Source organism: Streptomyces albipurpureus, from assembly GCF_023701525.1.
GTDB lineage: Bacteria > Actinomycetota > Actinomycetes > Streptomycetales > Streptomycetaceae > Streptomyces > Streptomyces albipurpureus.
Window position 1 is genome coordinate 30566 of the sequence record NZ_JAMQAW010000005.1, and the last position, 25668, is coordinate 56233.

Below are 25668 nucleotides of genomic sequence, written 5' to 3' on the forward strand. Positions count from 1 at the left end.
GCCGGGGTGAACCCGGGCCCGGTCTTCGTCAGGTCCTACCGCCCGCGCTAGGCGGCAGGAGGGGGGAGAGCAGTCGAATGCATGATCCGCACTGTAGGTCAGGCCCGGTCGGGCGACAACTCCCCCTCGGCGACGGGTGGGAGCGGATCGGGCAGGCCGACCAGTGGTTTGCCCGGCCCGGAGGCAATGGGTCCGGAAGGGGCCTTCGGGGCCTGGGACTGTGCGATGAGTGCCCCCAGCAGTACCAGCGCCCCGCCCAGAATCTGCGGCAGGGACAGATGCTCACCCAGCAGCACCCACGCCAGAACGGTCGCCACGACCGCTTCCAGACAGGCGACCACACCCGCGATCTGGGGTGAGAGCCTGCGAACCGAGATCACCCCGGTGACATAGGCGAAGACGGTCGCGATCAGCACCACCCAGGCGAGCAACAACCCCGCTGAGACCTGTGTGCCGCCCATCGCGACATCGCCGCCCAGGAGCGAGAAGTCCATCCCCCACGGGCGGGCGATCACGGTCAGTACCAGAGTGCCGATCAGCAGGCCGTAGGCGATCACACCCAGCGGGTCGGCGCGATCGTCGCCGTCGCTTCCGTGGTCGGAGAGGATGAAGTAGCAGGCCTGACAGCAGGCCGCTCCCAGGGCGAGCAGTAGGCCGAGCACATCAAAGCTCAGCCCCGCCCACACCTCGACCACACAGGCGAGCCCGGTGACCGCGAGAACCACGCCCAGGGCCGCGGCGCGGGTGACGGGCCGGCGCTGCACAAAGCGGATGTACCCAAGGACGAGGGCTGGGCCGAGATACTCGACGAGCAGCGCGACGCCGACGGGCAGTCGGGAGATGGAGGCGAAGTAGAACGCCTGCACACCAGCCACGGCGAGCAGGCCGAAGCCCAGGAGCAGTGCGGGCTTGCGGCGCAGGAGGTCTCGGTGGCGCCATGCCAGCGGCAGCATGATCAGCGCTGAGCCGGCCACCCGCAGCCACACCACATGAAGCGGGTCGAGCCCGGCTTCGATGAGCGGCTTTGCCGCAACACCCGATCCACCGAAGGCAAACGCCGAGGCCAGGGCAATGCCCAGGCCGGCGCTCCTGTGCTGAGACACATGCATCGGCACATCATGCCAGCGCGGGTCAGGACCGTCGACCCCCAGACGCATGTCGAGATGGAGGGCGGGCCAGCGGGCTCAACAGACCCCCGTACGCCCACTGAGCTCCTCGATGTCCACTCCCGCCCGGCCGAGTACCTCCACCGCGCGGCAGCCGGGGTTCGCAGCGACTGCGGCGAGCAGATCGGTACCGGAGGCCCTCTCCCTTCCGTCGAGCGCGGCACGGTGCTGTGCGCCCGCCATGGCGGCGAGCACCGACGGCGACCAACCGGAGGGACGGGGACCCGGGGTGCGTACATCGGAACGGGTGTTGGTGTCGAAACGGTCCTTGCGGACGACGGGAACCACACCGGAGTCCTCAACCGAGCCCTGCCAACGCAGGCCGTAGCCAATGCTGCGCTGGACGAGATAGCCGAGCACCCGAGCGACTCTGGGCGCCGGCCCGAGGGCGGTGCGCACCTCGGGGTCCGTCTCGATCAGGGAATGCAGCAGATGAGCGGTATCGAGTTGGCGGTCGCCGTCGCGAAGCGCCCGGCGGCGCGCACCCGCAACCGCCGAAGCCAGCTCCACGGTGAGCGAGGCGTCCCGTTCGGCACGGATGGCGGTGGACTGCCGAGGCAGTCGAGGGGTAGGACTTGGCACTCTTCCACCCCACCAGTCTCAGCCGGCCAGGGCGTCGCCATCCGGGCCCATTTCACCATCCGACGAAGGTCGGGCACCGGGTGCCGGGTTGTCCTCCTTGTGGATGAGATCGCGGTACTTCATCCCCCACAGGGGCGCCACCACGCGCTTCCGCGCCCCCGGCTCTCCAGCCCGCCCGGGGTGCCTGACATCCGGCGACCGCAGGCCGCCGATCCGCATCCGCTCGTCGCGTTCTGGCTGGCCGACCTCCTGGCGATCGCGGGGCGGCAGTACGTCCAGCGGGTGTGGGCATCGGGCGGAGCGCTGCCCGCGGATGCCTTCCGGGCCGCGTTCCACTGCGCTGGCGAAGGGCCGCGTCCACGGCATCGGATGGGGTCGGCTCGGCGAGGCACTGGCGCCGAGGAGCGGCTGACCGGGTGTCCCACATCCGTTCGCCAGCGGTTCACCGCCGGTGGCCCGCGCCCCTACCGGTACCGCCGAGGTCCACGGCTCCGCAGGAGGAGAGCGGACGGGCCGCGCGGCAAAGACCCAAGGGCCCGTGAAGGCCGGGCACATCGCCCAGCCCCGCTGCCCCGGCCCTACCAGAATCCCTCGATCCGCCGGGTCAGGGAGGTCCCGCGGACGGGGCGCACGGAGATCACCTCAGCTGCGTGCGCCCCTTCACCGCGGATCAGTGCTCATCGGCGAGGATCAGATAGAGCTTCTTGCGGGCCTCGTTGATGACCTCGACCGCCTTCTGGCGCTGCTCGGTACTGCCGGTCTTCCAGACCTGGCCAAAGGCTTCCATCAGCCCCCAACCCGCCTGCCGGATCTCGTTGACCGTCTCCCAGTCGACCCCGCGGCCTGCCTCTTCCCACGGAGCTTCCGGCCCTGCCTCAGCCTCGACTCGACCCGAGTCGGTGAGCGTGAACAGCTTCTTGCCGCCCTCGCTCGCACTGGTGATCAGGCCTTCGTCCTCCAGCAGCGCGAGCGTCGGATACACGGAGCCCGGGCTGGGCTTCCATGCCCCACCACTACGCTCCCCGATCTCCTGGATCATCTCGTATCCATGCATCGGCCGGTCCTTGAGCAGCGCCAGGATCGAGGCGCGCACATCGCCGCGCCTGGCCCTGCCCCTGCCACCACCACGGCCGCGCCCGCCGCCCCCGAAAGGCGGTCCGAAGGGCGGTCCGAACTGGCCGAACGCTCCACGGCGCCCGTCGGCTCCACCCCGGCCACGATGCCCGGGCCCGCAGTGACCATGACCGTGCTCATGTCCCTGTCCTGGTGAACGCATCGCTACGCTCCTTCCATCGTTGATCTGTCGCGATACGTCAACGATATATCGGAATAGCTCGCTCGACAAGGATGCGCTCACTGCCCCGGGTTCCCGCCTCCTCGGCCCCGGCTGGTCTCACCGAGGTTCGGCGACCGTCCCGTTCCGGTCAGCGGAGTTCGATCACCGCCGGGGATGCCTTGCGCATCAGGCCGCGTACCCTCGGCTCCATGCCCCGCCATCCGAGGAAAGCCCGCCGGCTCATCGCCGACGGGCGGTTGTATCTGTGGACGCTGCGCCACAGCCACGGCGGGCCGGACAGCGGACTGCCGCGAGACGCTCACGCTGTACCCGCAGCCGGTCGGCACCGGCGGCCCGCTGCGTATCGTCTTCGCGCGGGCCCCGGGCCGATTTGTCCCGGGTGGGGCGCCCTTGGGCTCCGGGGATGTGGGGTACATCCGGGGCGGCTCTCTCAACCTGCATGAACCGGGCGCTGTCCGGGCCCTGCTCGATATGGCGTCGGCCCGCGGGTGGCAGCGTGGGCAGCGGCGGGCGGTGGAGATCGACGGCTGGCCCCTGCTGGAGGCGGCGGCCGCTACAAGAGCCGGGAGCATCGGCCCCGCGGACTTCTAGGGGGCAGCTCGTGGAGAGGGGGACCCGGTACACCCGTCCCAGCGAGGACTCACCGATCCCATGGAGGTCCGGTGACCGGACCCGCTGAGGGAAAGGGCTCGGGGTGGTCTGGAAGCCCACCGACCACGGTCCCCGCTGTGCCAGATCGCCACGGTGCTGCCCTCATCAGCGGCACCCTCGCCGTCGGGGGAGGCCTACGGGTGCCGCACCTCCACGGCGCCTTCGCCCCGATCCTCGTCGGACGGCGGAAACGCACCAGTCCCCTGTGCCTGGCGGCGGTGGGACCCGCACCGCTCACCCCGGAAGCAGGTCCAGTGCTCGCGCAGTGGCCTTGGTCTGCCGCGTCGCCCTCCGGCTACGGTCGCCCCATGCGTATCCACATCGTTGACGCCTTCGCTCACCGCCCCTTCACCGGAAACCCCGCCGGAGTCATGCTGCTGGACGCGGGCAGTTGGTCGGGCGCCCCCGGGTTCCCGGAGGAATCCTGGATGCAACGAGTGGCCGCGGAAGTCAATCTCTCGGAGACGGCCTTTGCCCATCCGCTCCCGGCGGGCGGCGATGCCGACTGGGCACTGCGCTGGTTCACACCGACCACCGAAGTCGATATGTGCGGCCATGCCACACTCGCCACGGCCCATGTGCTGCACTCCACGGGTGCTGCCTCCGACACGGTCCGCTTTGCCGCCCGCTGCGGAATCCTCACCGCCACCGTGGGAACGGACGGCGCCATCACCCTCGATTTCCCCACCTCGCCCCTGACCCCCGTCGCCGTACCGGACGGTGTCGCCGAGGCACTCGGCGCGGAGGTGCTCTCCGCACACGACACAGGTGCGCACATCGGAGATCTGGTGGTCGAGTTGGCCGATGAGGCAGCCGTGCGCACGCTCACCCCCGACATCCCCGCCCTGGCCGCCTACTCCGACCGCGGCGTCATCGCCACAGCGGCCGCAGCCGTCGATGCCGGACAGGGCGACGGGGCCGGGGCGATGGGCCGCTACGACTTTGTGTCCCGCGGCTTCTTCCCACGGATGGGGATCGACGAGGACCCGGTGACCGGTAGCGCGCACACCGCGCTCGCACCCTTCTGGTCGGCGCGCCTAGGACGTACCGAGCTCACAGGTCTCCAGGCGTCAGCCCGGTCCGGCCTGGTCCACACCTCCCTACGAGGTGAGCGAACCCTGCTGACCGGCCGTGCCATCACCGTGATCGAAGGTGAGTTGCTGGTCGGGGTGTGAGCGGTCAGGCCTCGGGGTCGCTGGGAAGGCGCCCCGGAGAGCGCCGGGATCCCCGCCCCCTGAGCATGACCGCCCATCGACGGTCAGGGGGTGGGTAGCCAGTCCACCCTCCCCGCCAGCAGCGCGTATCCGACGAAGGCCACGATGTCGAGCAGCGCATGGGCGACCACCAGCGGACCGATCCGTCCCCAGCGCCGGTAGAGCAGTACGAAGACCACACCCATGACCATGTTGCCGATGAACCCGCCGATGCCCTGGTAGAGGTGGTAGGAGCCGCGGAGCAGCGAGCTGGCCATGAGGGCGGCCATCGGAGTCCAACCCAATTGCCCCAGCCTGCGGAGCAGATACCCCACGACGATCACCTCCTCCACCACGGAGTTCTGGATCGCCGACAGAATCAGTACGGGGAACTTCCACCACACCTCGGGCAGTGATTCGGGTACCACGGTCAGATTGAACCCAGCGGCCCGCGCCACCAGGTAGAACGCAAGCCCGGCGGTGCCGATCCCGGCCGCGACAAGGGTGCCTCGCCCCAGGTCGAACCAGGGCCTACGGCGGTCGAAGCCGATGGACCCGAGTCCTGCTCCCTCCCGTATCAAGAGATGCGCGACCAGTAGCACCGGCACCAGTGCGGTGGCGATCCCGAAGAGTTGCCAGGAGAGGTCGAGCCAGGGCCGCCCGGGCGCGTACGAGCCGTTCAGGGTGGCGGCTTGATCCTTGAGCCCGCCCGGTTTCGTCAGCGAGCCAGTGAAGCTGATCAGCGCGGACACCGCACTGGCCCCTAGCGAAAGAGCGAGCACCAGGAGTGTCTCGGACTTCAGCAACTGCGGTGATCTGGTCTCTTGGGGCAGCGAGTCAGCCACGCGTCCCGCCTCCATCTGCACACATGCCTCCAGTTGTTTGTTCCCGCCTCATGGGCATCTTCGTCCCGCTAGGGTCTCGAATGCGAGTACGAAGAGCGCGACAGGCCGGGGGGTCTGCGTCATCGTGTGACGCGGCGCCATTTCCTTGTTCGTCATTCAAGGAGGGCACCATCGCATGGAACGTCACAGCTTGCCCGATGCCGGAACAGACGGCGCCGGCAGGTCAGGGCCCCGACGTCGGCGGATCATGATCGCCACCGCACTCGTTCTCACCCTCGCGGCGGGTACGGGCATCGCGGCGAGCACGGGGCTGCTGTCGTTCGCCGAGTCCTGTGAGGACTCAGCGGTGCGCTTGGATCTTGCTGTCTCCCCTGACCTCGCACCGGTCGTCCGTGCCGCCGCCCACCGTGTCCGCGACAAGCGGGTGACCTCCGACGGGCGGTGCATGGACATCAGGGTCGACGCTCGGGAGAACCACGAGATCGCCCGGGAACTCTCCGACCATGACAAGGAACCGAAGTACGAGGCCTGGCTCCCCGACTCCGCGATCTGGGCCGTGCGGGCCGATGGACTGGGCCGGGGTGTGCCGCTCACCGCCGCGGGTAGCGTCGCGGTCTCCCCCGTCGGGATAGCGACCGATCGTTCGGCGGGCACCTCACTCGGCTGGCCGGGCAAGACCTACACCTGGTCGCAATTGGCCACCGCCACCACCGCCTCGGAAACCGTGCACCTGGGCACCGCTGATCCAGCGCGCAGCGCCACCGGAATTCTGGCGCTCGCGGGCATCGCCTCGTCGTACGCACGCGAGAGCGGCAGCGACTCCTGGGAGGACCGGACCGACACCGAGGCTTCGCCCGCGCCGGGCAAGCCGACGAGGTCGCCCCAACCCGACAGAGCGGTCCGGTCAGCGGTACCCGACCGCTCCAAGATCCCGAAGAAGCCGACCGGCCCCAGCGGCACCGCGAAACCGAAGCCAACAAAGAACCCGAAAGCAACGGACAAGCCGAAGAAGCCGAAGGGGTCGCCCGCACCTGGCAGATCCCCCTCGACAGACAGCACCCGACGCCCGGCTGAACCCGAGCGCACCAGCGACGCGAACGCGTCGCTGGACGCCGATGCCAAGATCGCGGCCACCGCGCGTCTGCTCGCCCAGCGCCTGGCACCGGCGGACTCCCAGATCCTGCGCACCCTCTCGGCACCCGGCAGTTCCCGCAATGAGGCGGTCTTCCTCTCCGAGCAGGCCGCCTTCACCCACAACTTCACCGCCAGTGACAAGGACGATCTGGATCTCTTCTATCCGACGGATGGCGCACTACGGCTGGACTACCCCTACCACCTGGTCGACGCGGACGATCTGACCCTCGACGAAAGCCGTGCGGCCTCCCGCTTCCTGGCACTGCTGGGAGACAGCGTTACCGTCCGTGACCTGACCAGTCACGGCTTTCGCCCATCGACGGGCACAGCACCGTATGTACTGGTGCACACCGCGGGCGGACGCCCACCCCAGCCCTACGCCCGATCAGCCACCGGAATCGATCCGGTCTCACGCGACCTCCTCCAGGAGATGCTGGGGATGTGGACCGTCACCGTGCAGAGTGCGCGGCTGACCACGGTCGTCGATGTCTCGGGGTCCATGCAGTCGGCGGTGCCCGGACGCGGCGGTGAAACCAGGCTCGATGCCACCAGGGCATCCCTTCTGCGGGTGATCGACCAGTTCAGCCAGGAGGACGAGATCGGACTGTGGGAGTTCGCCACCGGACTCGACGGCCCGCGTGACTACCGCGAAATCGTGCCCACGGCCAGACTCGGCGCGTCGGTGAACGGCAAGCCCAACCAGCGGGCCCGGCTGACCGAGGCGTTCACAGCGCTGAAGCCCGTGCCCAATGGGGCGACCGGGCTCTACGACTCCACTCTCGCCGCCTATCAGTCAGCGCAGGCGGGCTATGCACGGGGCAAGTTCAACGCGTTGATCCTGCTGACCGACGGAGCCAACCAGGACCGGTACAGCATCTCCCGAAGCACACTGATCTCCCGGCTCAAGGGAATCAGGGACACCAAGCGCCCGGTGCCGCTGATCGCCATCGCCATCGGCCCCACCGGCGACGAGCAGGAGCTGGATGAGATCGCCGAAGCCACCGGAGGCGCGGGCTACCAGGTCAGCGACCCCTCCGACGTTCAGGCCGTGATCCTCAAGGCGATCACAGCGGTGGGCCAGTCCTCCCAGCTGAAACGGGATTGACCCCAGGCGTCGGCCGGGCAGCCCTCAGCCGCCCTGTCCGGGAAAGCCCACGGGCCAGGTGTGCACCGGCTCGCCCTTGTGCATCAACTCGCTGTAGCGGCGGGTGGTCGCCGCGAGTGCCGCGTCCCGACCGAGACCGGCGTCCAGGGCGCGGTGGAAGGTCTCCGACTGCCAGGAGGCACCGTTCATCCGCCGCTTGCACCGCTCCTCGATCACTCCGAGGTAGAAATCACGGTCCGCGGGCTCGATGTTCCAGGCGTCGAGCCCGGCTGCGGCCAGGGGCAGGAGTTCATCGCGTACGAGCTTGACCACCGGGACCTGGGTCAGTCCCCCCGCACGGCCCGGACGCGGCCATTGCACCTCGGCCTCGATGCCATGGCGGCACGCGGTGTCAAAGTTCTCCGCGGCGGTGGTGAACGGCAGCCGGGTCCACACCGGGCGGGACTCCTCGGCAAGCGCTCGGACCAGCCCGTAGTAGAAGGCCGCATTGGCAATCACATCGGTGACCGTCGGCCCCGCGGGGAGCACCCTGTTCTCCACCCGCAGATGGGGAACACCATCAGCGACGGCGTAGACCGGACGGTTCCAGCGGTACACCGTCCCGTTGTGGAGGATGAGTTCCTGGAGTTCTGGGACACCGCCGTCGTCCATGACCCGCAGCGGTTCCTCTTCGTCGTCGCAGATCGGCAAGAGGGCGGGGAAGAAGCGCAGATTCTCCTCGAAGAGGTCGTACGCGGAATCCACCCAGCGCTCACCGAACCAGGTGCGCGGCCGTACGCCCTGGGCCTGTAGTTCAGGTGGCCGAGTGTCGGTGGCCTGCTGAAACAGTGGCGGTCGTGACTCGCGCCAGAGCTCCTTGCCGAAGAGGAAGGGAGAGTTGGCGCCGACCGCGATCTGTACCGCGGCCACGGCCTGGGCCGCGTTCCACACATCGGCGAAGCGATCCGGCGTCACCTGGAGGTGCAACTGCACCGATGTGCAGGCCGCTTCGGGGGCAATCGAGGCAGAGCTGCAGCTCAGCCGCTCCACCCCGGCGATATCCAACTCAAAGGCCTCACCACGGGCGGCGACGATCTGCTCGTTGAGCATGGTGTAGCGCTCGACATCCGAGAGGTTCGCCGTGACGAGGTCGTCCTGGGTGAGGGTGGGGAGGATGCCGATCATCACGATACCGGCACCCACCTCATGGGCCTTTCGGTGCGCATAGCCGAGACCGGTACGCAGTTCTTCAGCGAGCTGGTCAAAAACCCGACCGCCAAGGCGGTGCGGCACGATGTTCACTTCCAGGTTGAACATTCCCAGCTCGGTCTGAAAATCCTGACTCGCGATGCGCTCAAGGACCTCCGTATTCATCATCCGCGGTAGCCCGTCCGCGCCCGCGAGATTCAGCTCTATCTCCAGGCCGATGAGATTCTTCGGCCGGTCGAACCGCTCCTCTGCGAGCAGTCGCCCCAGGCTCTCCAGGCACTGCTGGAGCTTTCGCCGGTACCGCTGGCGATCGGACAGCTCGAATCCGCCTGCCACGACCTTCTCCCCCATCGAAGTGTCCCTCCTCGACTGGGCACCCGCGCGGCATCCGTCGCTCGCGTCACGGACGATAATGCCCAGACTGACTGATCTATAACGCGGCGGAGGCGTTCAGCGACCGGTAGTGTGACGCGCGTGACCTCGTTGCCTGGCATCTCGGCACGATGACGCACACGGTAAAAGCTGCTCGGGATCGACCAAATCACCATTGGTTTTGAGCCTACCGCCGCTCGGGCAAATGCCCAGGCCGGGGCGGATATTCCGGGTCAAATGCAGCGGAAACTCGGTCCGAGAAGGACCTGAAGACGCCTTGTCTGCAATACCTGCGAGCGCTAGTGGAATCACTGTGTGAACACGTGTCGTATAAACTCCGCAATCGAGGCAGAGAGTTGGCACCGGGTGCCGTACAGCCCCTGTTCCCCCTCTGACCCCTGGCCCCTCTGGCTCCGCACGCCGACAGCGCTGTCCGCACTCCCTGCTCCGCCGTGTCTCCCAAGTGAGAGGCGACCCACCATGCCGCTGCATGCCCTCCCGGCTCCCGCGCCTGTCCTGCGCAGCGTCCTCGCGGCACTCGGCTCCCCCGCCGCCGTCAGCGAGGATCGCACTCCTGCTCTCCGGTCCGTCCAGGGACCCGTGAGCCCAGAATCACCACTCCCGGTCCATGTACTGGACCACATCAGCCCGACCCCCTCCACCCCCGCCACCCGCCTCATCGGGTGGCGGGTGCTGATCCGCGCCGACGAACGGTACGTTGCCGCCGCGGAGACGCGACTCACCACTGACGGCTGGGCGTTCTCGCACTTCTTCGAAGGCCCCTACATCAGTTCTACCGAACGGGCATTACGGCAGGCGGAGTCGATGAAGACGCCGTTCCAGCCGCGACTGCTCTCCATACCCGCCCTGTACATGTTCACGCTCTGGCTCCATGGAGACACCGAAGCGGATGCGGCATCCGGCACTCCACAGCCCACCGACGTCCTGGTGCCGTTGGCCCCCGCGCCACCCGGCATAGCGGCACACCGGCCACACCAGGTCGCCGAACTCCTGCCCATGATGACCTCTCGGCTCGCTCCCCCGCCGCTCCTCGCCTCGCCCGCCTGATCGAACTGTCGGCCGCCATTCCCCGGATGGCCGAGATACGCAATGCGCCCCGTGACCACTTGGTCGCGGGGCGCATTCTGCTCCGTCCGGACTAGCCCGTACCGGCCACTTCGAACCACCCGAAAGGACAATGGAGTTGGGCTGAACCGTCCGGCTGGGTGATACGTCCTTAACCAGTGAGACAAGCTGCCGCGAAATCCCTGCGGATTCGCGTCAGTCGGGCAACACTGGGAACGGACCGAGAGATACGGGGGGCGGCCATGAACAACTCATCGAGCCGCAGGACACTCATCACATCACAGCGAAAGAACCCGCCCATGTGCCAGCATCAGCCGCCTTGCCCGACATCCGACTCAGCCGACCGGGACGCGGCGCGCCAGATGGCGCACCACCCCGAGCAAGGCTGGAGCCTGCTGTGCAATGGCGTGCTCCTCTTTGAGGACACCGGCGAGCTGCTGCCCAACGGGCAGATCATCGCACCGCACCGCCAGTCGAGGACGGCCGCCTGAAGTCGCCTCCGTACGGCATACGCCCATGGCGTCCCCTACGGCGAAGACATCTCCCACCATCGGCTACGCCCGCCGCACCAGCGCGCGGGACACGGCCGTCGTACGACCAGGGGCCGGCCGGAGGGTGTCCTCCGTACCGGCCCCGACAGAGCATGGCTGTCCCTAGTTGTCGTACTCGTCCAGGGGCGGGCAGGAGCAGACGAGGTTGCGGTCACCGAAGGCACCGTCGATACGGCGGACCGGCGGCCAGTACTTGTCAGCGATGCTCACTCCGGCCGGGAAGACGGCTTCATCTCGGCTGTAAGGGTGCTCCCACTCGCCACCCAGGGTGGCCGCGGTGTGCGGAGCGTTCCCCAGTGGGTTGTCCCCAGCCGGCCACTCGCCGGACGCGACCCTCTCAATCTCGCCACGAATGGCGATCATCGCGTCACAGAAGCGATCGATCTCGGCCAGGTCCTCACTCTCGGTGGGCTCGATCATCAGAGTCCCCGCGACGGGGAAGGACATGGTCGGCGCATGGAAGCCGTAGTCGATCAGCCGCTTCGCGATGTCATCGACGCTGACCCCGGTCGCCTTCGACAGCGGACGCAGATCCACGATGCACTCATGGGCGACCAGCCCGGCGGGGCCGGTGTAGAGCACGGGGTAGTGCGGCTCCAGGCGCTTGGCGATGTAGTTGGCCGCGAGGACCGCGACCTGCGTCGCGCGCTTCAGGCCCTCGCCACCCATCAGCCGCACATAGGCCCAGGAGATGGGCAGAATTCCGGCCGATCCCCAGGGTGCGGCGGAGATCGGACCCACACCCGTCTCCGGTCCCGCGGTCGGCTGAAGCGGGTGGTTGGGAAGGTAGGGGGCGAGATGGGAGCGGACGGCAACGGGTCCCACGCCGGGACCGCCGCCACCGTGCGGGATACAGAACGTCTTGTGCAGATTCAGATGCGAGACATCGCCACCGAACTTGCCGGGCTTGGCCAGCCCCACCAGTGCGTTGAGGTTGGCGCCGTCGACGTACACCTGACCGCCCGCCTCATGCACCTGGGCGCAGATATCGGCGACATGCTCCTCGAACACCCCGTGGGTGGAGGGGTAGGTGATCATCAACACCGACAGCTGATCGCGGTGCTGCTCGATCTTGGCACGCAGATCCGCCACATCGATCTCGCCGTCGTCGGACGTCTTCACCACGACGACCTTCATGCCCGCCATCACCGCACTGGCCGCGTTGGTGCCGTGTGCGGAGGACGGGATGAGACAGACCGTGCGCTGCTGGTCGCCATTGGCACGGTGGTACGCCCGGACCGCGAGCAGTCCCGCGAGTTCACCCTGGGAACCGGCATTGGGCTGGATGGAGACGCTGTCGTAGCCGGTGACCTCGGCGAGACGCTCTTCCAGCTCACGGATGAGGGTGAGGTATCCCGCGGCCTGGTCGACCGGGGCGAAGGGGTGGATCTGCCCGAACTCGGGCCAGGTGACCGGCTCCATCTCGGTGGTCGCGTTCAGCTTCATGGTGCACGAGCCGAGCGGGATCATGCCGCGGTCCAGCGCGTAGTCGCGGTCGGAGAGCCGGCGCAGATAGCGCAGCATCGCGGTCTCGGAGCGGTACTGGTGGAAGACCGGGTGGGTCATGTAGTCGCTCGTGCGCAGCAGCCCCCGCGGTAGGGCGTCCACGGTGGCGGCGTCGAGGGCCTCGACATCGGCGTCCACACCGAACGCCGCCCACACGGCGATGACGTGCGCCCGGGTGGTGGTCTCGTCACAGGCGACGGAGACATGGGAGTCATCGACGAGGTACAGGTTGACGCCGTCTTCACGCGCGGCGGCCACCGCGGCGGCGGCGCGCCCCGGAACGCGCACGGTCAGGGTGTCGAAGTAGGCGCCGTGCACGACCTCGACTCCGCTGGCCTTCAGCCCCTCGGCGAGAAGCGAGGCGTAGCGGTGGGTGCGCTGGGCGATCGATCGCAGACCGTCGGGGCCGTGGTAGACGGCGTACATACCGGCCATCACGGCCAGCAGCACCTGTGCGGTACAGATGTTGCTGGTGGCCTTCTCCCGACGGATGTGCTGCTCACGGGTCTGGAGCGCAAGCCGGTACGCCTTGTTGCCGTCGGCGTCGACGGAGACTCCGACGAGCCGCCCGGGCAGGCTGCGCGCGAACTTCTCCCGTACCGCCATATAGCCCGCGTGCGGTCCGCCGAAGCCCATCGGGACGCCGAAGCGCTGGGTGGTTCCCACCGCGATGTCGGCGCCCAGCTCACCGGGCGGGGTCAGCAGGGTGAGTGCCAGGAGGTCGGCGGCGACGGTGACGATCGCGCCGAGGCCATGGGCCTGTTCGATGACGGGAGCGATGTCCCGTACCGCTCCGGACGCGCCGGGGTACTGGAGCAGCACGCCGAAGACACCGCGCTCGGCGATGTCGGCGGGGATGCCGTCGCTGAGGTCGGCGGTGACGACCTCGACACCGGTCGGCTCCGCGCGGGTGTGGATCACGGCGATCGTCTGGGGCAGCGTATCGGCGTCGACGAGGAAGACGCCGCCCTTGACCTTGCCGACCCGGCGGGCGAGGGACATGGCCTCGGCGGCGGCGGTGCTCTCGTCCAGCAGTGAGGCGCCGGAGGTGGGCAGACCGGTCAGGTCGGCGACAACGGTCTGGAAGTTCAGCAGTGCCTCAAGCCGGCCCTGGGAGATCTCGGGCTGGTACGGGGTGTACGCGGTGTACCAGGAGGGGTTCTCCATGACATTGCGCAGGATGACCGGCGGGGTGAACGTCCCGTAGTAGCCGAGGCCGATCATCGGCGCCAGCACCTTGTTCCGCTCGGCGAGGCTGCGCAGCTCGGTCAGCACCTCAGCTTCGGAGCGGCCATCGGGCAGGTTCAGCGCCTCGGTGCTCTTGATCACGTCGGGGACCGCGGCGGCGGTCAACTCGTCCAGCGAGCCGTAACCCACCTGCGCCAGCATCTTGGCCTGCGCCTCAGCATCGGGTCCGATGTGGCGCTGCTCAAAGGGGGTGCCTCGCTCCAGCTGTGCGAGCGAAATGCGGTTGGCGGTCATGTAGGAGGCCTCCTGGTCTGACACGACCTGTGAGGGGCATCACGAGGATGCCCTGGACGGCCTCCCCCTCTGTCATCTCAACCTGAGAGCTTCACCGGATCGCCACTACGCAGCGCTCCGGCTTTCACCGTCGGTGAGAGCGGATGCCGTCCGACGCCCGCCCTGCTTTCCAGAGTGACCTCGTCCATGCGGTACAGGGTGCCTGAGAGATTCCGGGGAGGATTTGCTCCTTCGGCGCCACCGTCGTCCTGCCCGGTGGACTCTCCCGCATGGGATCAGCAGCCGCTAGTCAGCCTACCAGCGCGCCTTCTCGGCCATCGCTCAAGTGGCCGACAAGGGATTTGTGCACTTTCGTGTTTTTTAGTGGCCCATAGAGCAGTTTGCTAACTCCTGGAGGACCCGTGCAGACCGATATCGATCCACGCCGCCTGATCGGCCGTAAGGCGTTCGACAGCCAGGGCGCCAAGATCGGCACCGTGGACGAGGTGTATCTGGACGATGCCACCGGCACACCCGAATGGGCGGCTGTCCGCACCGGACTCTTCAGCCGGGACGCGTTCGTTCCGCTGGAGCCCAGCACCTTCGCCGATGACATCCTCCATGTCCCCTATGAGCGTTCCCTGATCAAGGACGCACCGGATTTCGGGGTCGGCCGCCATCTGTCTCCGGAGCAGGAGCTCCAGCTCTACCACCACTACGGGCTTGAACTCTCCGCCGCGCCCGAGTCGCCCGCCACCCCGTCCGAACCATCCGCCGCGGAGTCTTCGGCGGACCGTTCCTTCGGTCGCGTCGCAGGCCGGGACGAAGGAGGCACCCGAGCGCCCTGAGCACCGTGCGGAACACGGTGAGTGCTCCCTCCACCGTCTTCGCCGGGCACCACGCCAACCAGCGGCAGCGGCTCAGCGCCCGCCAGGGCCGGATCGTCCACCCAGAAGGTGCGTACCCGGCCGGGTGGGGAGCCCGGCTGCTCGAACCGTACGGTGACCCGGCCGAGGCCGCTGCCCTGCACCCAACCCGGCCCGTACTCGGCATGGCGCACATCGTGACCGGCCTGCCAGCGCCGGTCGGCGAGCGTCGCGGCCGGCAGGCCCTCGGCCGCGGCCGGCGATGGATCTTCGGCTTCCCCCGGAGTCTCCGCCCGCGCCGCCGCAGGCACCGGCCCGCCCCCGGGCTCGGCGGCTCCCGGGCCAACCGAAGACCCATCGCCGGGTCTGGCTGCGCTGTCGTCCGCCCCCGTCCTCGCGTCGGCAGACGGTGAGACGGATGGGGGTACGCCCTCCACAGCGGCCGGTGCCGCCGCTGATGGCTCCTGCCTCATACCGGCTCGATCGGCCCCATCCGGCCGAAGGACGCCCTCACCGGTCCGCGCACCTTGCCCATCTGGCGGTACGAGCCCGGGCCGTCGTTGGGCGTCCTCGTGCCGTTCGAAGGGCGCCCGCTGTACGGGATGCTCCCGATGGCCGCTCTCGTGCGATGGCGGGTCGCTCTCCCTCCGCCGCCCACGGCTGGCCGTGCCCAACCGATCGAGCTCGCGCTCCTCCCGGGCGGTGGCGGCCTGCGCGAAGAGGTCCTCCTGGGTGTAGTCGGCGAGCCCGGTCACTCCGACTCCCAGCAAGCGCACCCCTCCGGTCGTCTCCACACCCTCCAGCAACCGGCCTGCGGCCTCCCGAACCACCGCGGTGTCGTCCGTGGGCCCACGCAGGGTCTCGGACCTGGTCAGAGTCGAGAAGTCGTACCGGCGCACCTTCAGCACGATGGTGCGCCCCGAGTGCCCGGACTCCCTCAACCGCCGAACACAACGCTCGGCAAGCCGTTCCACTTCGGTCCTGATCCTGATCCGGTCGTGCAGATCCACATCGAAGGTGTCCTCCACCGACACCGATTTCGTGTCCCGCTCGGCCACCACGGGCCGGTCGTCATAGCCGAGCGCCATGCGATGGAGTGATGTGCCGTGTGCCCTGCCCAGCAGCCGCACCAGCTCATCCTCACCGGCCGCCGCGAGCTCGGAGCAGATCGTGATCCCGGCCCGCCGTAGGTGCTCTCCGGTCGCCGGGCCGATTCCGGGCAGGGTGCGCACCGACAAGGGGCCCAGTAGTTCACGCTCCGTGCCCGGCTCTATCAGCACCAGACCGTTCGGCTTGGCCTGCTCGGACGCGATCTTCGCCAGCATTTTGGAACCGGCGAGCCCCACCGACCCCGCCAGCCCGGTCGCGGCGAGGATGTCCGCGCGCAGCGACTCACCGGCCGCCCGCGCGGACCGTGAGTCATCGGCCGTACCGCCCGCCTCCAGATCGACGAACGCCTCATCCAGGCTCAAGGGCTCCACCAGCGGGGACAGTCGCCCCAGCAACTCCATGACCTGATCACTCACCGCGCGGTAGAGCGAGAACCGGGGCACCAGATACGCCGCGTTCGGAGCGAGCCGTCGGGCGTACGCCATCGGCATCGCGGAGTGCGCCCCGAACCGTCTTGCCTCGTACGACGCCGTCGCGACGACTCCGCGCGGGCCGAGCCCACCGACGATCACCGGTTTTCCGCGCAGGCTCGGCTTGGCCGCCTGCTCTACCGCGGCGTAGAAGGCGTCCATATCAAGATGGAGGATCGTCGGTGTGGATCTCACATCCTCGATGCTGCCCTACGCCTATGACAAAAGCCCGGGCGGCGCTCTGTGGCGGCGCCCAGGCTCGGATGGATCAGACCGCGCGATCCCGTCTGCGTCTGGCCAGTTCATCGGCCGGGTTGTTGCCGACGAGGGTCTCTCCGGTGTCGATCCGCTCACCGTGCAGCTGGGACAGAGCCGCCTCCACATCGCACCAGACCACACCGACGGCGATTCCGAAGATCCCCTGCCCGCCCTGGAGCAGGTTGACCACCTCATCGGGCGATGAGCACTCATAGACCGTCGCACCATCGCTCATCAGCGTCATGCGCTCCAGGTCGCAGACCTCCCGAGCACGCAGGTGCTGGACCGCGGTGCGAATGTTCTGCAGGGCCACACCGGTATCGAGGAAACGCTTCACGATCTTGAGGACGACCACATCGCGAAAGCTGTAGAGCCGCTGCGCCCCCGCCCCGGGGGCAGCACGGACACTGGGCTCAACCAGCCCGGTACGCCCCCAGTAGTCGAGCTGTCGATAGGTGATCCCCGCCGCGGCACACGCGGTCGGCCCGCGGTACCCCACCACCTCCGCCGATGGCTCCGGCGCGCTCTCCCGGAGCGGATACGGTCCGCTCTCCCCCAGACGTCGGCCGAGGGCGCCCCCAACCGCACTGCCGCCGCTGCTTCTCACGCCGACCTCCTCCTTGACCTGCCCACTCGAAAGGTAGGCAGTCACCAGGGGTGCGTCAACGATCGCCACACTCGGCACGCCGAGTGATAATCACCCTGAGAGTGGTTTCGCATGCCCCAATTCGGGGAAACGCTACTCGAATGGTGTGAAAATGCCATGGTTAATCCGCTCTCTGGACGGACCCTCCACCCAAGCGACACCTCTCGTGAGGGCAGTGCCGCCCAGCGACGAAGAACACCGCTTGAGCGTCACTGACTGTTGGTTCCGAAGTCCTCGGGAGAGATCTGATCGAGGAACTCGCGGAACTTCTCCACCTCGTCCTCCTGCTCATCAGGAATGGCGATCCCCGCGTCGTCGAGCACCCCGTCACTGCCGAAGATAGGCGTGCCGGTGCGCAGGGCAAGCGCTATGGCGTCCGATGGACGCGCGCTCACCTCGACTCCGCTGGCGAAGACCAGTTCCGCATAGAAGACCCCTTCTCGCAGGTCAGTGATGCGGACCTCGGTGAGTTCCTGCCCCACCGCCTCCAAGACATCCTTGAAGAGGTCATGCGTCAGCGGCCTGGCCGGAGCCATCCCCTGCTGGGCGAACGCAATAGCGGTCGCCTCCCCGGGACCGATCCAAATGGGGAGGTACCGATCGCCTCCCACTTCACGCAGGAGCACGATCGGTTGGTTGGAGGGCATTTCCACCCGGACACCCACAACGTCGAGCTCGTTCACACAGCAACCCTAGGACGTGCCCGACCCCTTTGGGTAGTCGGGCACGTCCAAGATCAGTGAAGGCGCACTCCAAGAGCGGTCCTCATCAGGGCCGCGTGGAGCCGTACGGACAGGGTTGCCAGCTCATTCGCGGTGGCTTCGGCATGCGCTCTGGTCTGCGGATTGCGATGCCGCCGCAAGGGTGCAACGACCTGCTCGACCAAGGAGGCCTCCCGGTCCGCCGCGGCCTTCATGGCGCGAAGATGCCGGGGCTCAAGACCAAATCTGCCCAGTTCGACAACAAGCTGGGCAACAGTGACCGACTCTGCGTCGTACCCACCATCGCCATCCTGCGTGAGAAGGCCGTAGGACTCCCACTCGGCCAGTTCCTGCTCACTCACCCCGGCGGCAGCCAAAAGCTCCGTACGGCCCACTCTGGCGGCCGTACGGGGCTCGACAGCCGCCTCCCACGAGGCATCAGGCTGCTCCCGCTGCGAGGTCTGCGGGGGCAGCAGTGTCTGCTCACCGCGGGCCACCGCGTCGAGGTGCTCACGGATGACTTTCAACGGCAGATAGTGATCTCGCTGTATCCGCAGGATCTGAGCCAGCCGCTCCACGTCCTCGGAACTGAATTTCCGATACCCGGACGGTGTGCGGCGTGGCTCGACCAGCCCCTCCGCCTCCAGGAAGCGAATCTTGGAGATGGTGATCTCAGGAAACTCATCACGCAGCTGACCGAGTACCGTACCGATGCTCATCAGCCGGTCCCCGGTGGCGGTGTCGCGACCGACACCGCCCGTCGGTGTTCGCATGTACCTTCCCTGACGGGTTACACGCCCCGCTGGTTCGCGTAGAAGACCAGACGGTACTTGCCGATCTGGACCTCGTCGCCGTTGGCCAGATAGACCGAGTCGATCCGCTCGCGATTGACGTACGTCCCGTTGAGACTGCCGACGTCAGCGACGCTGAAGCTACCGTCAGGACCACGACGGAACTCCACATGGCGCCGGGACACGGTCACGTCGTCGAGGAAGATGTCGCTCTGCGGATGGCGACCGGCCGTGGTCAGCTCGCCATCCAGCAGGAAGCGGCTTCCCGAGTTAGGACCGCGGCGCACCACCAGCAGAGCCGAACCGAACGGAAGGGCGTCGACCGCGGCCTGGGCCTCGGGGGAGAGGGAGGGGAGCTGCGTCTGGCCCGTCACCTCGGAGTCATACGCCTCAAGCCCCGAGATGGAGATCGTGGACGTCGTCTCCGAAGGACGCTCGGCGGGAGCACCGCCGCGCAGCGGGGCGCCACAGTTCGAGCAGAACCTGCTGGACGCCGCGTTGCGGTGCCCACACCTCGTACAAACCGTCACGGCTGACATGGACGTATCCTCCTGCCGCGGCTGGCCCCCATGGGGGTTGGTCGCATACGGGTCGGGGGTAAACCCTCCACCCGTACTTGAGGCTGATGATTCACCGAAACCTATGCGTCCAGCACCGGCAGGGTCAACCGACTCGCCCTGACCGCCGCCGCCCGTACCTGCCACCTCGTCCCGGAAGAGCGGGCGCTCCGCGCTCTGCTCCTCTTCCTGGCCACGACGACGCGCGCGATGCCTGGCGTTCCCGCCATCCTCGCGTCCGCTCTTGCCGAACAACTTCGCAAACAACTTCACGGGCGATTCCCCTTGACCGAAATAGACCCGCCCGTGGGGCAGGACGAACCCTCAATGATCACACCTGCCGACCCGGACATCTTCACAACGTCCGTAACCGTCAGACAGTTTCCACCACGCGGCACAGGTTTGGTGCGCCGACCCCTTGCAAGGTCTTGCCCTGGCCGGCGGGCCCTCATGCACCCCCGGCTCACTGCGCTGACGACCGAGCGTAGTCAGGCTGCTCGGCACGTCGCAAGACATCCACGATGATCTTCTCAGAGCGGGCCACGGTAGCCGTGGCCTGCTCCTTCTCCAGTGTCTGCACCACACCGCCCGGGATGTTCAGCGCCGGCTCCAGATCCTGCGGCTTGCCGATGACTTTGAAGATGTACGGCGCGGCAATCCGGTTCCCGTCCACCTCGATGTCACCACCCGCACCGGTGAAGTAGGAACCGGCAACCACTCTGTGATCATTCACCTGGATCGCCTCCGCTCCGGCGGCTCGCAGCTCCTGGATCGCGTCGAGCAGCATGTCAGGCTCCACCGCGCCGGAACCGTCCTCGATCGTCAGGGTGATCCCCGGCCCCTGGGCGGCGACGGTCCCGGCCAGGATGCCGAGTTGCTGCTCCTTCTGCTCCGTCTGCTTGCGTGCCTCTTCCGCGCGGTCGGAGCTGTTCTCCAACTCCGTGCGCTGCGCCCCCAGGCGCTGCTTCTCGTCCTCAAGGCGTTGATTGCGGTTGTCCAGCTCGTCGAGGATGCGTACGAGGTCCTCCTGCCGGGCTCCGCGCAGCGCACTGTCGTCATTGTTCGAGCGGACCTGGATCGCCAGGCCCAGACCGAGCACAAACAGCAGCACGGCGACAGTCAATTGAGCACGCGTCAACCTCGGCGGCCAGAGACCGGCGATCAACCGCTGACGGCCTGTCAGCTGAGTTGGTTCACGCGGCGGCGGGGGCAGTTCGGTGCCCAGGTCACGAGGCTCACCCGATTCCTCGGGCAGCGGCATGCGGTCGCTGTTCATCTCGCCCTTCACCCCCTCACGCCCGGAACACGTGCCGGCGGATCGCGGCAGCGTTGGAGAAGATCCGGATGCCGAGGACGACCACAACGCCCGTGGAGAGTTGGGCACCGACACCCAGCTTGTCGCCCAGGAAGACGATCAGCGCGGCCACCACCACGTTCGACAGGAAGGAGACCACGAAGACCTTGTCCACGAAGATCCCGTCAAGCATGGCCCGAAGCCCGCCGAACACGGCGTCCAGCGCCGCGACCACGGCGATCGGCAGATAGGGCTCGACCACCGCCGGCACTTCGGGCCGGACCAACAGTCCGGCCACGACTCCCACGACGAGGCCCAGTACGGCGATCACGATGTGCCCTTCCCTGTTTCCGCCGTCCCCTGCCCACGGCCCTGGGCGTCGGCGGTCTTCGGCTCTGCTGTACGTACGATCAGGCTCGGAGCAGCCGGCAGACGTACCTTGTCCTTGGTGGAGACGGTGAAACGGATACTGAAGTTCTCTCGCAGCGCGTGGAGGTACTGGCCGTCCGCGCTGTCCTGGAACGTGGTGCTCAGCCGATTGCCGTCTCCCACGGCCAGCACCGTGTAGGGCGGTACCAGCGGCCTGTTGTCCACCAGTATGGCGTCGCCCGCGGCTCGGATCGCCGAGAGGGCGGTCAACCGCTGCCCGTTGATCGCCACGGCCTCGGCACCGGACTCCCACAACCCATTGACAATTCGTTGCATATCGCGGTCCCGCAGGCGGCCCGTATCGCTGAAGCCGCTACTTTCCCGGGGACCGCCGCCGCCCTGGGCGGTGCCCTTGGCGTCATCGATGACGAGGCTGATCCCAGGGCCCTCGACATCGGTCGCCCCGGCCAGTAGCCCCACCAGCCGCTCCTGGTCGCCGCCCTTGGCGTTCAGCGCTTTGCGCTGTCGCTCCTCCACCTCATCGCGGAGTCCCTCGACGCTGCGCTCCAGCGCATCCGCATCGGACGTCTCGGCGTCGATGCGGTCGATGAGTTCCTCGCGCTCCTTGGCGACCACCGGTGCCGATATCCGGGCTTCTGCCGCGCCGACGGTGACGACCATGGCCGCCAGCACCAGCCCTGCGGCCAGCCCGAGCTTGGCCCGCAACGTTCGTGGCAGCCGCCCGTCCGCCTCCCTGCGCGCGGCGGCCTCCGCATACCCCTCGTCGAGGCTGTGCTCCATGACATTGGTCAGCAGCGACATCGAGGCATCAGGGCGTACCGGCCGTACGGGTGGAGAGCCGGTGCTCCGAACAGGGTGCTGCTGCGACATGCCGCACATCGTCGCACGGAGTGCGGGTTACCGCCGAATGGCCCTACGGGTATGTCGGGGGCCACCGGTCAGCAGCCCCCGACATACCGGTCACACGGTTACTGACCTGCGCTGTCCACGACCGCGGACCACTCGTTGAGGAGTGCCTGGGCCGAAGCGTCATCGGGGCCTTCTGCCCACAAATGAGTGACAGCCTCCGATGGATCCGGCAGCACCATCACCCATCGCCCGTCGGGTTCGACCACGCGCACACCGTCGGTGGTGTCCACCTGTCGCTCACCGGCGGCCTCGACGACGCTCCTCATGACGAGCCCCTTGACCGCCCATGGAGTGGCGACATCCCGCTTGAGGACATGCGCACGGGGAATCCGTGCGTCGATCTGACTCAACGTGAGTTGGGTACGGGCCACCAGGCCCACCAACCGCACCAGGGCCGCCGTACCGTCGAACACGCTGCTGAACTCCGGCACGATGAATCCGCCGCGCCCATCACCACCGAAGATCGTGGTCTCCTCACGGCCCACCCTGGTGAGATCGTCCGGTGAGGTCGTCGTCCACTCCACCTGGGTGCCGTGGTAGGCCGCCACCTGCTCCGCGATGCGGGTGGTGGTCACCGGTAGCGCCACCCTCCCACTGCGTCGCTCGGCGGCGACCAGGTCGAGCAGGACCAGCAGCGCACGATCGTCCTCGACGATTCGGCCGCGTTCGTCCACGAGCGAGAGCCGCTCGCCGACGGGGTCGAACCGTACGCCGAAGGCGGCCCGGGCGGACGCCACGATCTCTCCGAGACGGACCAGACCGGCACGGCGTGTCTCCGCCGTTTCGGTGGGCCTGGCCTCGTCGAGTCCTGGATTGATGGTCAAGGCGTCAACCCCGAGCCGTCCCAGCAGACTGGGGAGAACGAGCCCCGCGCTGCCGTTGGAGGCATCGACGACGACCTTCAGCCCTGACTCGGCGATACCGGTGGTGTCCACGTTGCGCAGCAGCGAGCCGGTGTACGAATCGAAGACGCTGGCCGGGAAGTACAGGTCCCCGATCTCGCCCGGGAAGGCCCGTCGATACTCCTGGCGCGCGTAGACGCGATCCAGCTTGCGCTGGCCTCCTTGGGAGAGGTCGGCGCCGCGCTCGTCGAAGAACATGATGTCGACCGAGTCCGGGACTCCCGGCGAGGTACGAATCATGATCCCGCCGGCGCTACCGCGCGCGGTCTGCTGGCGAGCCACGGGTAGTGGCACGTTCTCCAGGTCCCTTACGTCGATGGCACTGGCCTGGAGCGCGGAGATCATGGCACGTTTCAACGCTCGGGCACCCCGAGAGTGGTCACGGGCCGTGGTGACGGTGGACCCCTTCTTCAGGGTCGTCGCGTACGCCCCGGCGAGACGGACGGCCAGCTCCGGTGTGATCTCCACGTTGAGGATCCCGGAGACCCCTCTGGTACCGAAGAGGTGCGCCTGTCCCCTCGACTCCCAGATGACGGAGGTGTTGACGAAGGCTCCGGCCTCGATCGTCTTGAACGGGTACACCCGCACATTGCCCTGCACGATCGATTCTTCACCGATGAGACACTCATCGCCGATGACGGCGCCGTCCTCGATCCGAGCGGACCGCATGATGTCGGTGTTCTTGCCGATCACGCAACCGCGCAGATTGCAGTGCTCTCCGATGTAGACGTTGTCGTGGATGACGGCCCGATGGAGAAAGGCGCCGGTCTTCACGACGACATTGGAGCCGACGACGGTGTGCTCCCGCATCTCCACATCGGCTTCGACCTTGGCGTAGTCACCGATGTAGAGCGGCCCGCGGAGTACGGCGTCGGGGTGCACCTCGGCGCCCTCGGCAACCCACACTCCGGGAGAGATCTCAAATCCGTCGATCTCCACGTCGACCTTGCCCTCAAGGACATCGGCCTGGGCCTTCACATAGCTCTCATGGGTGCCGACGTCCTCCCAGTAGCCCTCGGCGATATAGCCGTAGATCGGCTTGCCGTCCTTCATGAGCTGCGGGAACACATCTCCGGACCAGTCAACGGAGGTATCGGCCTCGACATAGTCGAAGACCTCGGGCTCCATGACATAGATCCCTGTGTTCACGGTGTCCGAGAAGACCTGACCCCAGGTTGGTTTCTCCAGGAAACGTTCGACCTTTCCAGCTTCATCGACGATGGTGATGCCAAATTCCAGCGGATTGGGTACACGGGTCAGACATACGGTGACCAGTGCGCCCTTCTCCTTGTGGAAGGCGATCAGATCGGTGAGATCAAAGTCGGTGAGGGCATCACCGGAGATGACGAGGAATGTGTCGTCCTTCAGCGCTTCCTCGGCATTCTTCACACTGCCTGCGGTGCCGAGTGGCTTCTCCTCATTGGCATAGGTGAGCTCCATTCCGAGCTCTTCTCCATCACCGAAGTAGTTCTTCACCAGGGAGGCGAGGAACTGCACGGTGACAACGGTCTCAGTGAGCCCGTGCCGCTTCAACAGCCTCAGCACATGCTCCATGATCGGCCTATTCACGACCGGTAGGAGTGGCTTGGGCATGCTTGAAGTCATGGGGCGAAGCCGGGTGCCTTCGCCACCGGCCATTACGACGGCCTTCATGTCGGAAGCGTCCTCCTTGAGAGACGACGGTCAGCCGACTTCACTCGTCCAAAGAGGCCCTCTTGGCGTCATGCGCGGCCGGCCACACTGCACGGCTCCGCATCGACGAGGTCAATCGGCCATTGCGTCCGCCTTGACAAGTCGGCGGACCTGGACCACATACAGCATCCCTGCCCACCAATACAGAGTTGTACCCCATCCGGCGAAGGCCCATCCGAAAATAGCAGCGAGTGACGCAAGCCATCCAGTTCCGTCACTCAGCAGTAGCAAGGGGAAGGCGTACATCAGGTTGAAGGTGGCGGCCTTGCCGAGGAAGTTCACCTGGGGTGGTGGATAACCGTGCCGACGGAGGATTCCCACCATCACCAACAGCATCACCTCGCGTGCCAAAAGGGCCGCGGTGAGCCACAGGGGCAGGATGTCGCGCCATGTGAGACCCACGAGAGTGGACAGGATGTACAACCTGTCCGCGGCCGGATCGAGAAGGCGCCCAAGTTTGCTGACCTGGTTCCAGCTCCGGGCGAGCTTCCCGTCGAGATAGTCACTGATCCCGCTCAGCATCAGTACCAGCAACGCCCAACCATCGCTCTTCGGCCCACCGAACTCGGGGCGGAGGATCAGCCACAGGAAGAGCGGTACGCCGGCAAGGCGGGCCATGCTGAGGATGTTGGGGATGGTGAGTACCCGGTCCGTCTGAACGCGGGTCTCTTGGACCTCCACCCGGGGGCCTCCTGTGGGGAACGTGCTGACGTTACTGCTTGAGCTTAGCCTCAGCCACTAGGGTGAAGGGCACAGGGGTATGGCGCGTCCAAGGGTTATCCCCGCGATGAGCAGGGCCTTTTGTGGAATGAGCGTCGGCGATGAGGCCAGGTAAACGCGAAAGGGCCCTGTACCAATTGGTACAGGGCCCTCACACAATGATTGTTCGGCGGTGTCCTACTCTCCCACAGGGTCCCCCCTGCAGTACCATCGGCGCTGAAAGGC

Annotated in this window: 22 protein-coding genes, 1 pseudogene and 1 riboswitch; of the genes and pseudogenes, 6 read left to right on the plus strand and 17 right to left on the minus strand. The window is 67.3% G+C overall.

Annotated elements, in window-relative coordinates:
- Positions 1-98: 98 nt before the first annotated feature.
- From NBG84_RS05065 to NBG84_RS05080, 4 genes are all read right to left on the minus strand, one after another.
- Positions 99-1109 (minus strand): EamA family transporter, encoded by a 1011-nt coding sequence (locus tag NBG84_RS05065; RefSeq protein WP_250918050.1) that lies wholly within the window; start codon positions 1107-1109, stop codon positions 99-101.
- 75 nt (positions 1110-1184) lie between these two features.
- Positions 1185-1748: a Clp protease N-terminal domain-containing protein gene (locus tag NBG84_RS05070; protein WP_250918051.1), complete on the minus strand. Its 564-nt coding sequence runs from the start codon at positions 1746-1748 to the stop codon at positions 1185-1187.
- An 18-nt stretch (positions 1749-1766) separates the two neighbouring features.
- On the minus strand, positions 1767-2114 hold the full coding sequence (locus tag NBG84_RS05075) for a hypothetical protein (protein WP_250918070.1): 348 nt from the start codon (positions 2112-2114) through the stop codon (positions 1767-1769).
- 304 nt (positions 2115-2418) lie between these two features.
- Positions 2419-3024 carry a PadR family transcriptional regulator gene (locus tag NBG84_RS05080; RefSeq protein ID WP_250918052.1) on the minus strand — a complete coding sequence of 202 codons (606 nt, stop codon included), beginning with the start codon at positions 3022-3024 and terminating at the stop codon, positions 2419-2421.
- A gap of 426 nt (positions 3025-3450) precedes the next feature.
- Between NBG84_RS05080 and NBG84_RS41010 the strand changes: the two genes are divergently transcribed.
- Positions 3451-3636, plus strand: coding sequence for a hypothetical protein (locus NBG84_RS41010; RefSeq protein ID WP_308312007.1), 186 nt, complete (start codon positions 3451-3453; stop codon positions 3634-3636).
- Positions 3637-4004: 368 nt separating this feature from the next.
- The gene (locus tag NBG84_RS05090) at positions 4005-4871 is read left to right on the plus strand and encodes a PhzF family phenazine biosynthesis protein (RefSeq protein WP_250918067.1); all 867 of its coding nucleotides are present in this window, start codon (positions 4005-4007) and stop codon (positions 4869-4871) included.
- A gap of 83 nt (positions 4872-4954) precedes the next feature.
- On the opposite strand, the gene NBG84_RS05095 is transcribed toward NBG84_RS05090, so the two are convergent.
- A complete protein-coding gene (locus NBG84_RS05095) occupies positions 4955-5734 on the minus strand; it encodes a CPBP family intramembrane glutamic endopeptidase (RefSeq protein WP_250918053.1) in 780 nt (259 codons plus the stop codon).
- A 175-nt stretch (positions 5735-5909) separates the two neighbouring features.
- On the opposite strand from NBG84_RS05095, the gene NBG84_RS05100 reads away from it, so the two are divergent.
- Positions 5910-7973 carry a VWA domain-containing protein gene (locus NBG84_RS05100; RefSeq protein ID WP_250918054.1) on the plus strand — a complete coding sequence of 688 codons (2064 nt, stop codon included), beginning with the start codon at positions 5910-5912 and terminating at the stop codon, positions 7971-7973.
- Positions 7974-7997: 24 nt separating this feature from the next.
- Here the strand turns inward: NBG84_RS05100 and NBG84_RS05105 are convergent, their stop codons facing one another.
- On the minus strand, positions 7998-9512 hold the full coding sequence (locus tag NBG84_RS05105) for a glutamate-cysteine ligase family protein (protein ID WP_250918055.1): 1515 nt from the start codon (positions 9510-9512) through the stop codon (positions 7998-8000).
- 501 nt (positions 9513-10013) lie between these two features.
- Between NBG84_RS05105 and NBG84_RS05110 the strand changes: the two genes are divergently transcribed.
- Both NBG84_RS05110 and NBG84_RS05115 read left to right on the plus strand, forming a co-directional pair.
- Entirely contained in the window at positions 10014-10601 is a 588-nt protein-coding gene (locus NBG84_RS05110) for a hypothetical protein (RefSeq protein ID WP_250918056.1), read from the plus strand.
- Between the two features lie 317 nt (positions 10602-10918).
- Positions 10919-11110, plus strand: a complete 192-nt coding sequence (locus NBG84_RS05115) for a DUF5999 family protein (RefSeq protein WP_285366379.1) — start codon at positions 10919-10921, stop codon at positions 11108-11110.
- Between the two features lie 162 nt (positions 11111-11272).
- Here NBG84_RS05115 and gcvP read toward each other — a convergent pair whose 3' ends face one another.
- The gene (gcvP, locus tag NBG84_RS05120; protein WP_250918058.1) at positions 11273-14158 is read right to left on the minus strand and encodes an aminomethyl-transferring glycine dehydrogenase; all 2886 of its coding nucleotides are present in this window, start codon (positions 14156-14158) and stop codon (positions 11273-11275) included.
- Positions 14159-14337: 179 nt separating this feature from the next.
- A riboswitch (glycine riboswitch) is annotated at positions 14338-14436 on the minus strand.
- Positions 14437-14559: 123 nt separating this feature from the next.
- Here gcvP and NBG84_RS05125 point away from each other — a divergent pair.
- Entirely contained in the window at positions 14560-14985 is a 426-nt protein-coding gene (locus tag NBG84_RS05125) for a PRC-barrel domain-containing protein (protein ID WP_308312008.1), read from the plus strand.
- Between the two features lie 706 nt (positions 14986-15691).
- On the opposite strand, the pseudogene NBG84_RS05130 reads toward NBG84_RS05125, so the two are convergent.
- The 10 genes and pseudogenes from NBG84_RS05130 to clsA form a co-directional block, all read right to left on the minus strand.
- A pseudogene (locus NBG84_RS05130) lies at positions 15692-16778 on the minus strand (DNA polymerase IV); the annotation flags it as partial.
- A gap of 73 nt (positions 16779-16851) precedes the next feature.
- Positions 16852-17448, minus strand: a complete 597-nt coding sequence (locus tag NBG84_RS05135) for a MerR family transcriptional regulator (protein WP_250918059.1) — start codon at positions 17446-17448, stop codon at positions 16852-16854.
- Between the two features lie 248 nt (positions 17449-17696).
- The gene (locus tag NBG84_RS05140) at positions 17697-18170 is read right to left on the minus strand and encodes a bifunctional nuclease family protein (RefSeq protein ID WP_005475662.1); all 474 of its coding nucleotides are present in this window, start codon (positions 18168-18170) and stop codon (positions 17697-17699) included.
- Between the two features lie 53 nt (positions 18171-18223).
- Positions 18224-18961, minus strand: coding sequence for a transcriptional regulator FtsR (ftsR, locus tag NBG84_RS05145; protein ID WP_250918060.1), 738 nt, complete (start codon positions 18959-18961; stop codon positions 18224-18226).
- Positions 18962-18978: 17 nt separating this feature from the next.
- The gene (locus NBG84_RS05150; protein ID WP_250918069.1) at positions 18979-19851 is read right to left on the minus strand and encodes a double zinc ribbon and FHA domain-containing protein; all 873 of its coding nucleotides are present in this window, start codon (positions 19849-19851) and stop codon (positions 18979-18981) included.
- Between the two features lie 148 nt (positions 19852-19999).
- Complete coding sequence (locus NBG84_RS05155; protein ID WP_250918061.1) at positions 20000-20812, minus strand: DUF881 domain-containing protein; 813 nt, start codon at positions 20810-20812, stop codon at positions 20000-20002.
- Between the two features lie 16 nt (positions 20813-20828).
- Positions 20829-21161 (minus strand): small basic family protein, encoded by a 333-nt coding sequence (locus NBG84_RS05160; protein WP_006376801.1) that lies wholly within the window; start codon positions 21159-21161, stop codon positions 20829-20831.
- On the minus strand, positions 21158-22090 hold the full coding sequence (locus NBG84_RS05165; RefSeq protein ID WP_250918062.1) for a DUF881 domain-containing protein: 933 nt from the start codon (positions 22088-22090) through the stop codon (positions 21158-21160). Before NBG84_RS05165 ends, NBG84_RS05160 begins: the two co-directional genes overlap by 4 nt.
- Before the next feature lie 98 nt (positions 22091-22188).
- Positions 22189-24684: a sugar phosphate nucleotidyltransferase gene (locus tag NBG84_RS05170; RefSeq protein WP_250918063.1), complete on the minus strand. Its 2496-nt coding sequence runs from the start codon at positions 24682-24684 to the stop codon at positions 22189-22191.
- Positions 24685-24795: 111 nt separating this feature from the next.
- Complete coding sequence (gene clsA / locus NBG84_RS05175; protein WP_250918064.1) at positions 24796-25404, minus strand: cardiolipin synthase ClsA; 609 nt, start codon at positions 25402-25404, stop codon at positions 24796-24798.
- Between the last annotated feature and the right edge of the window lie 264 nt (positions 25405-25668).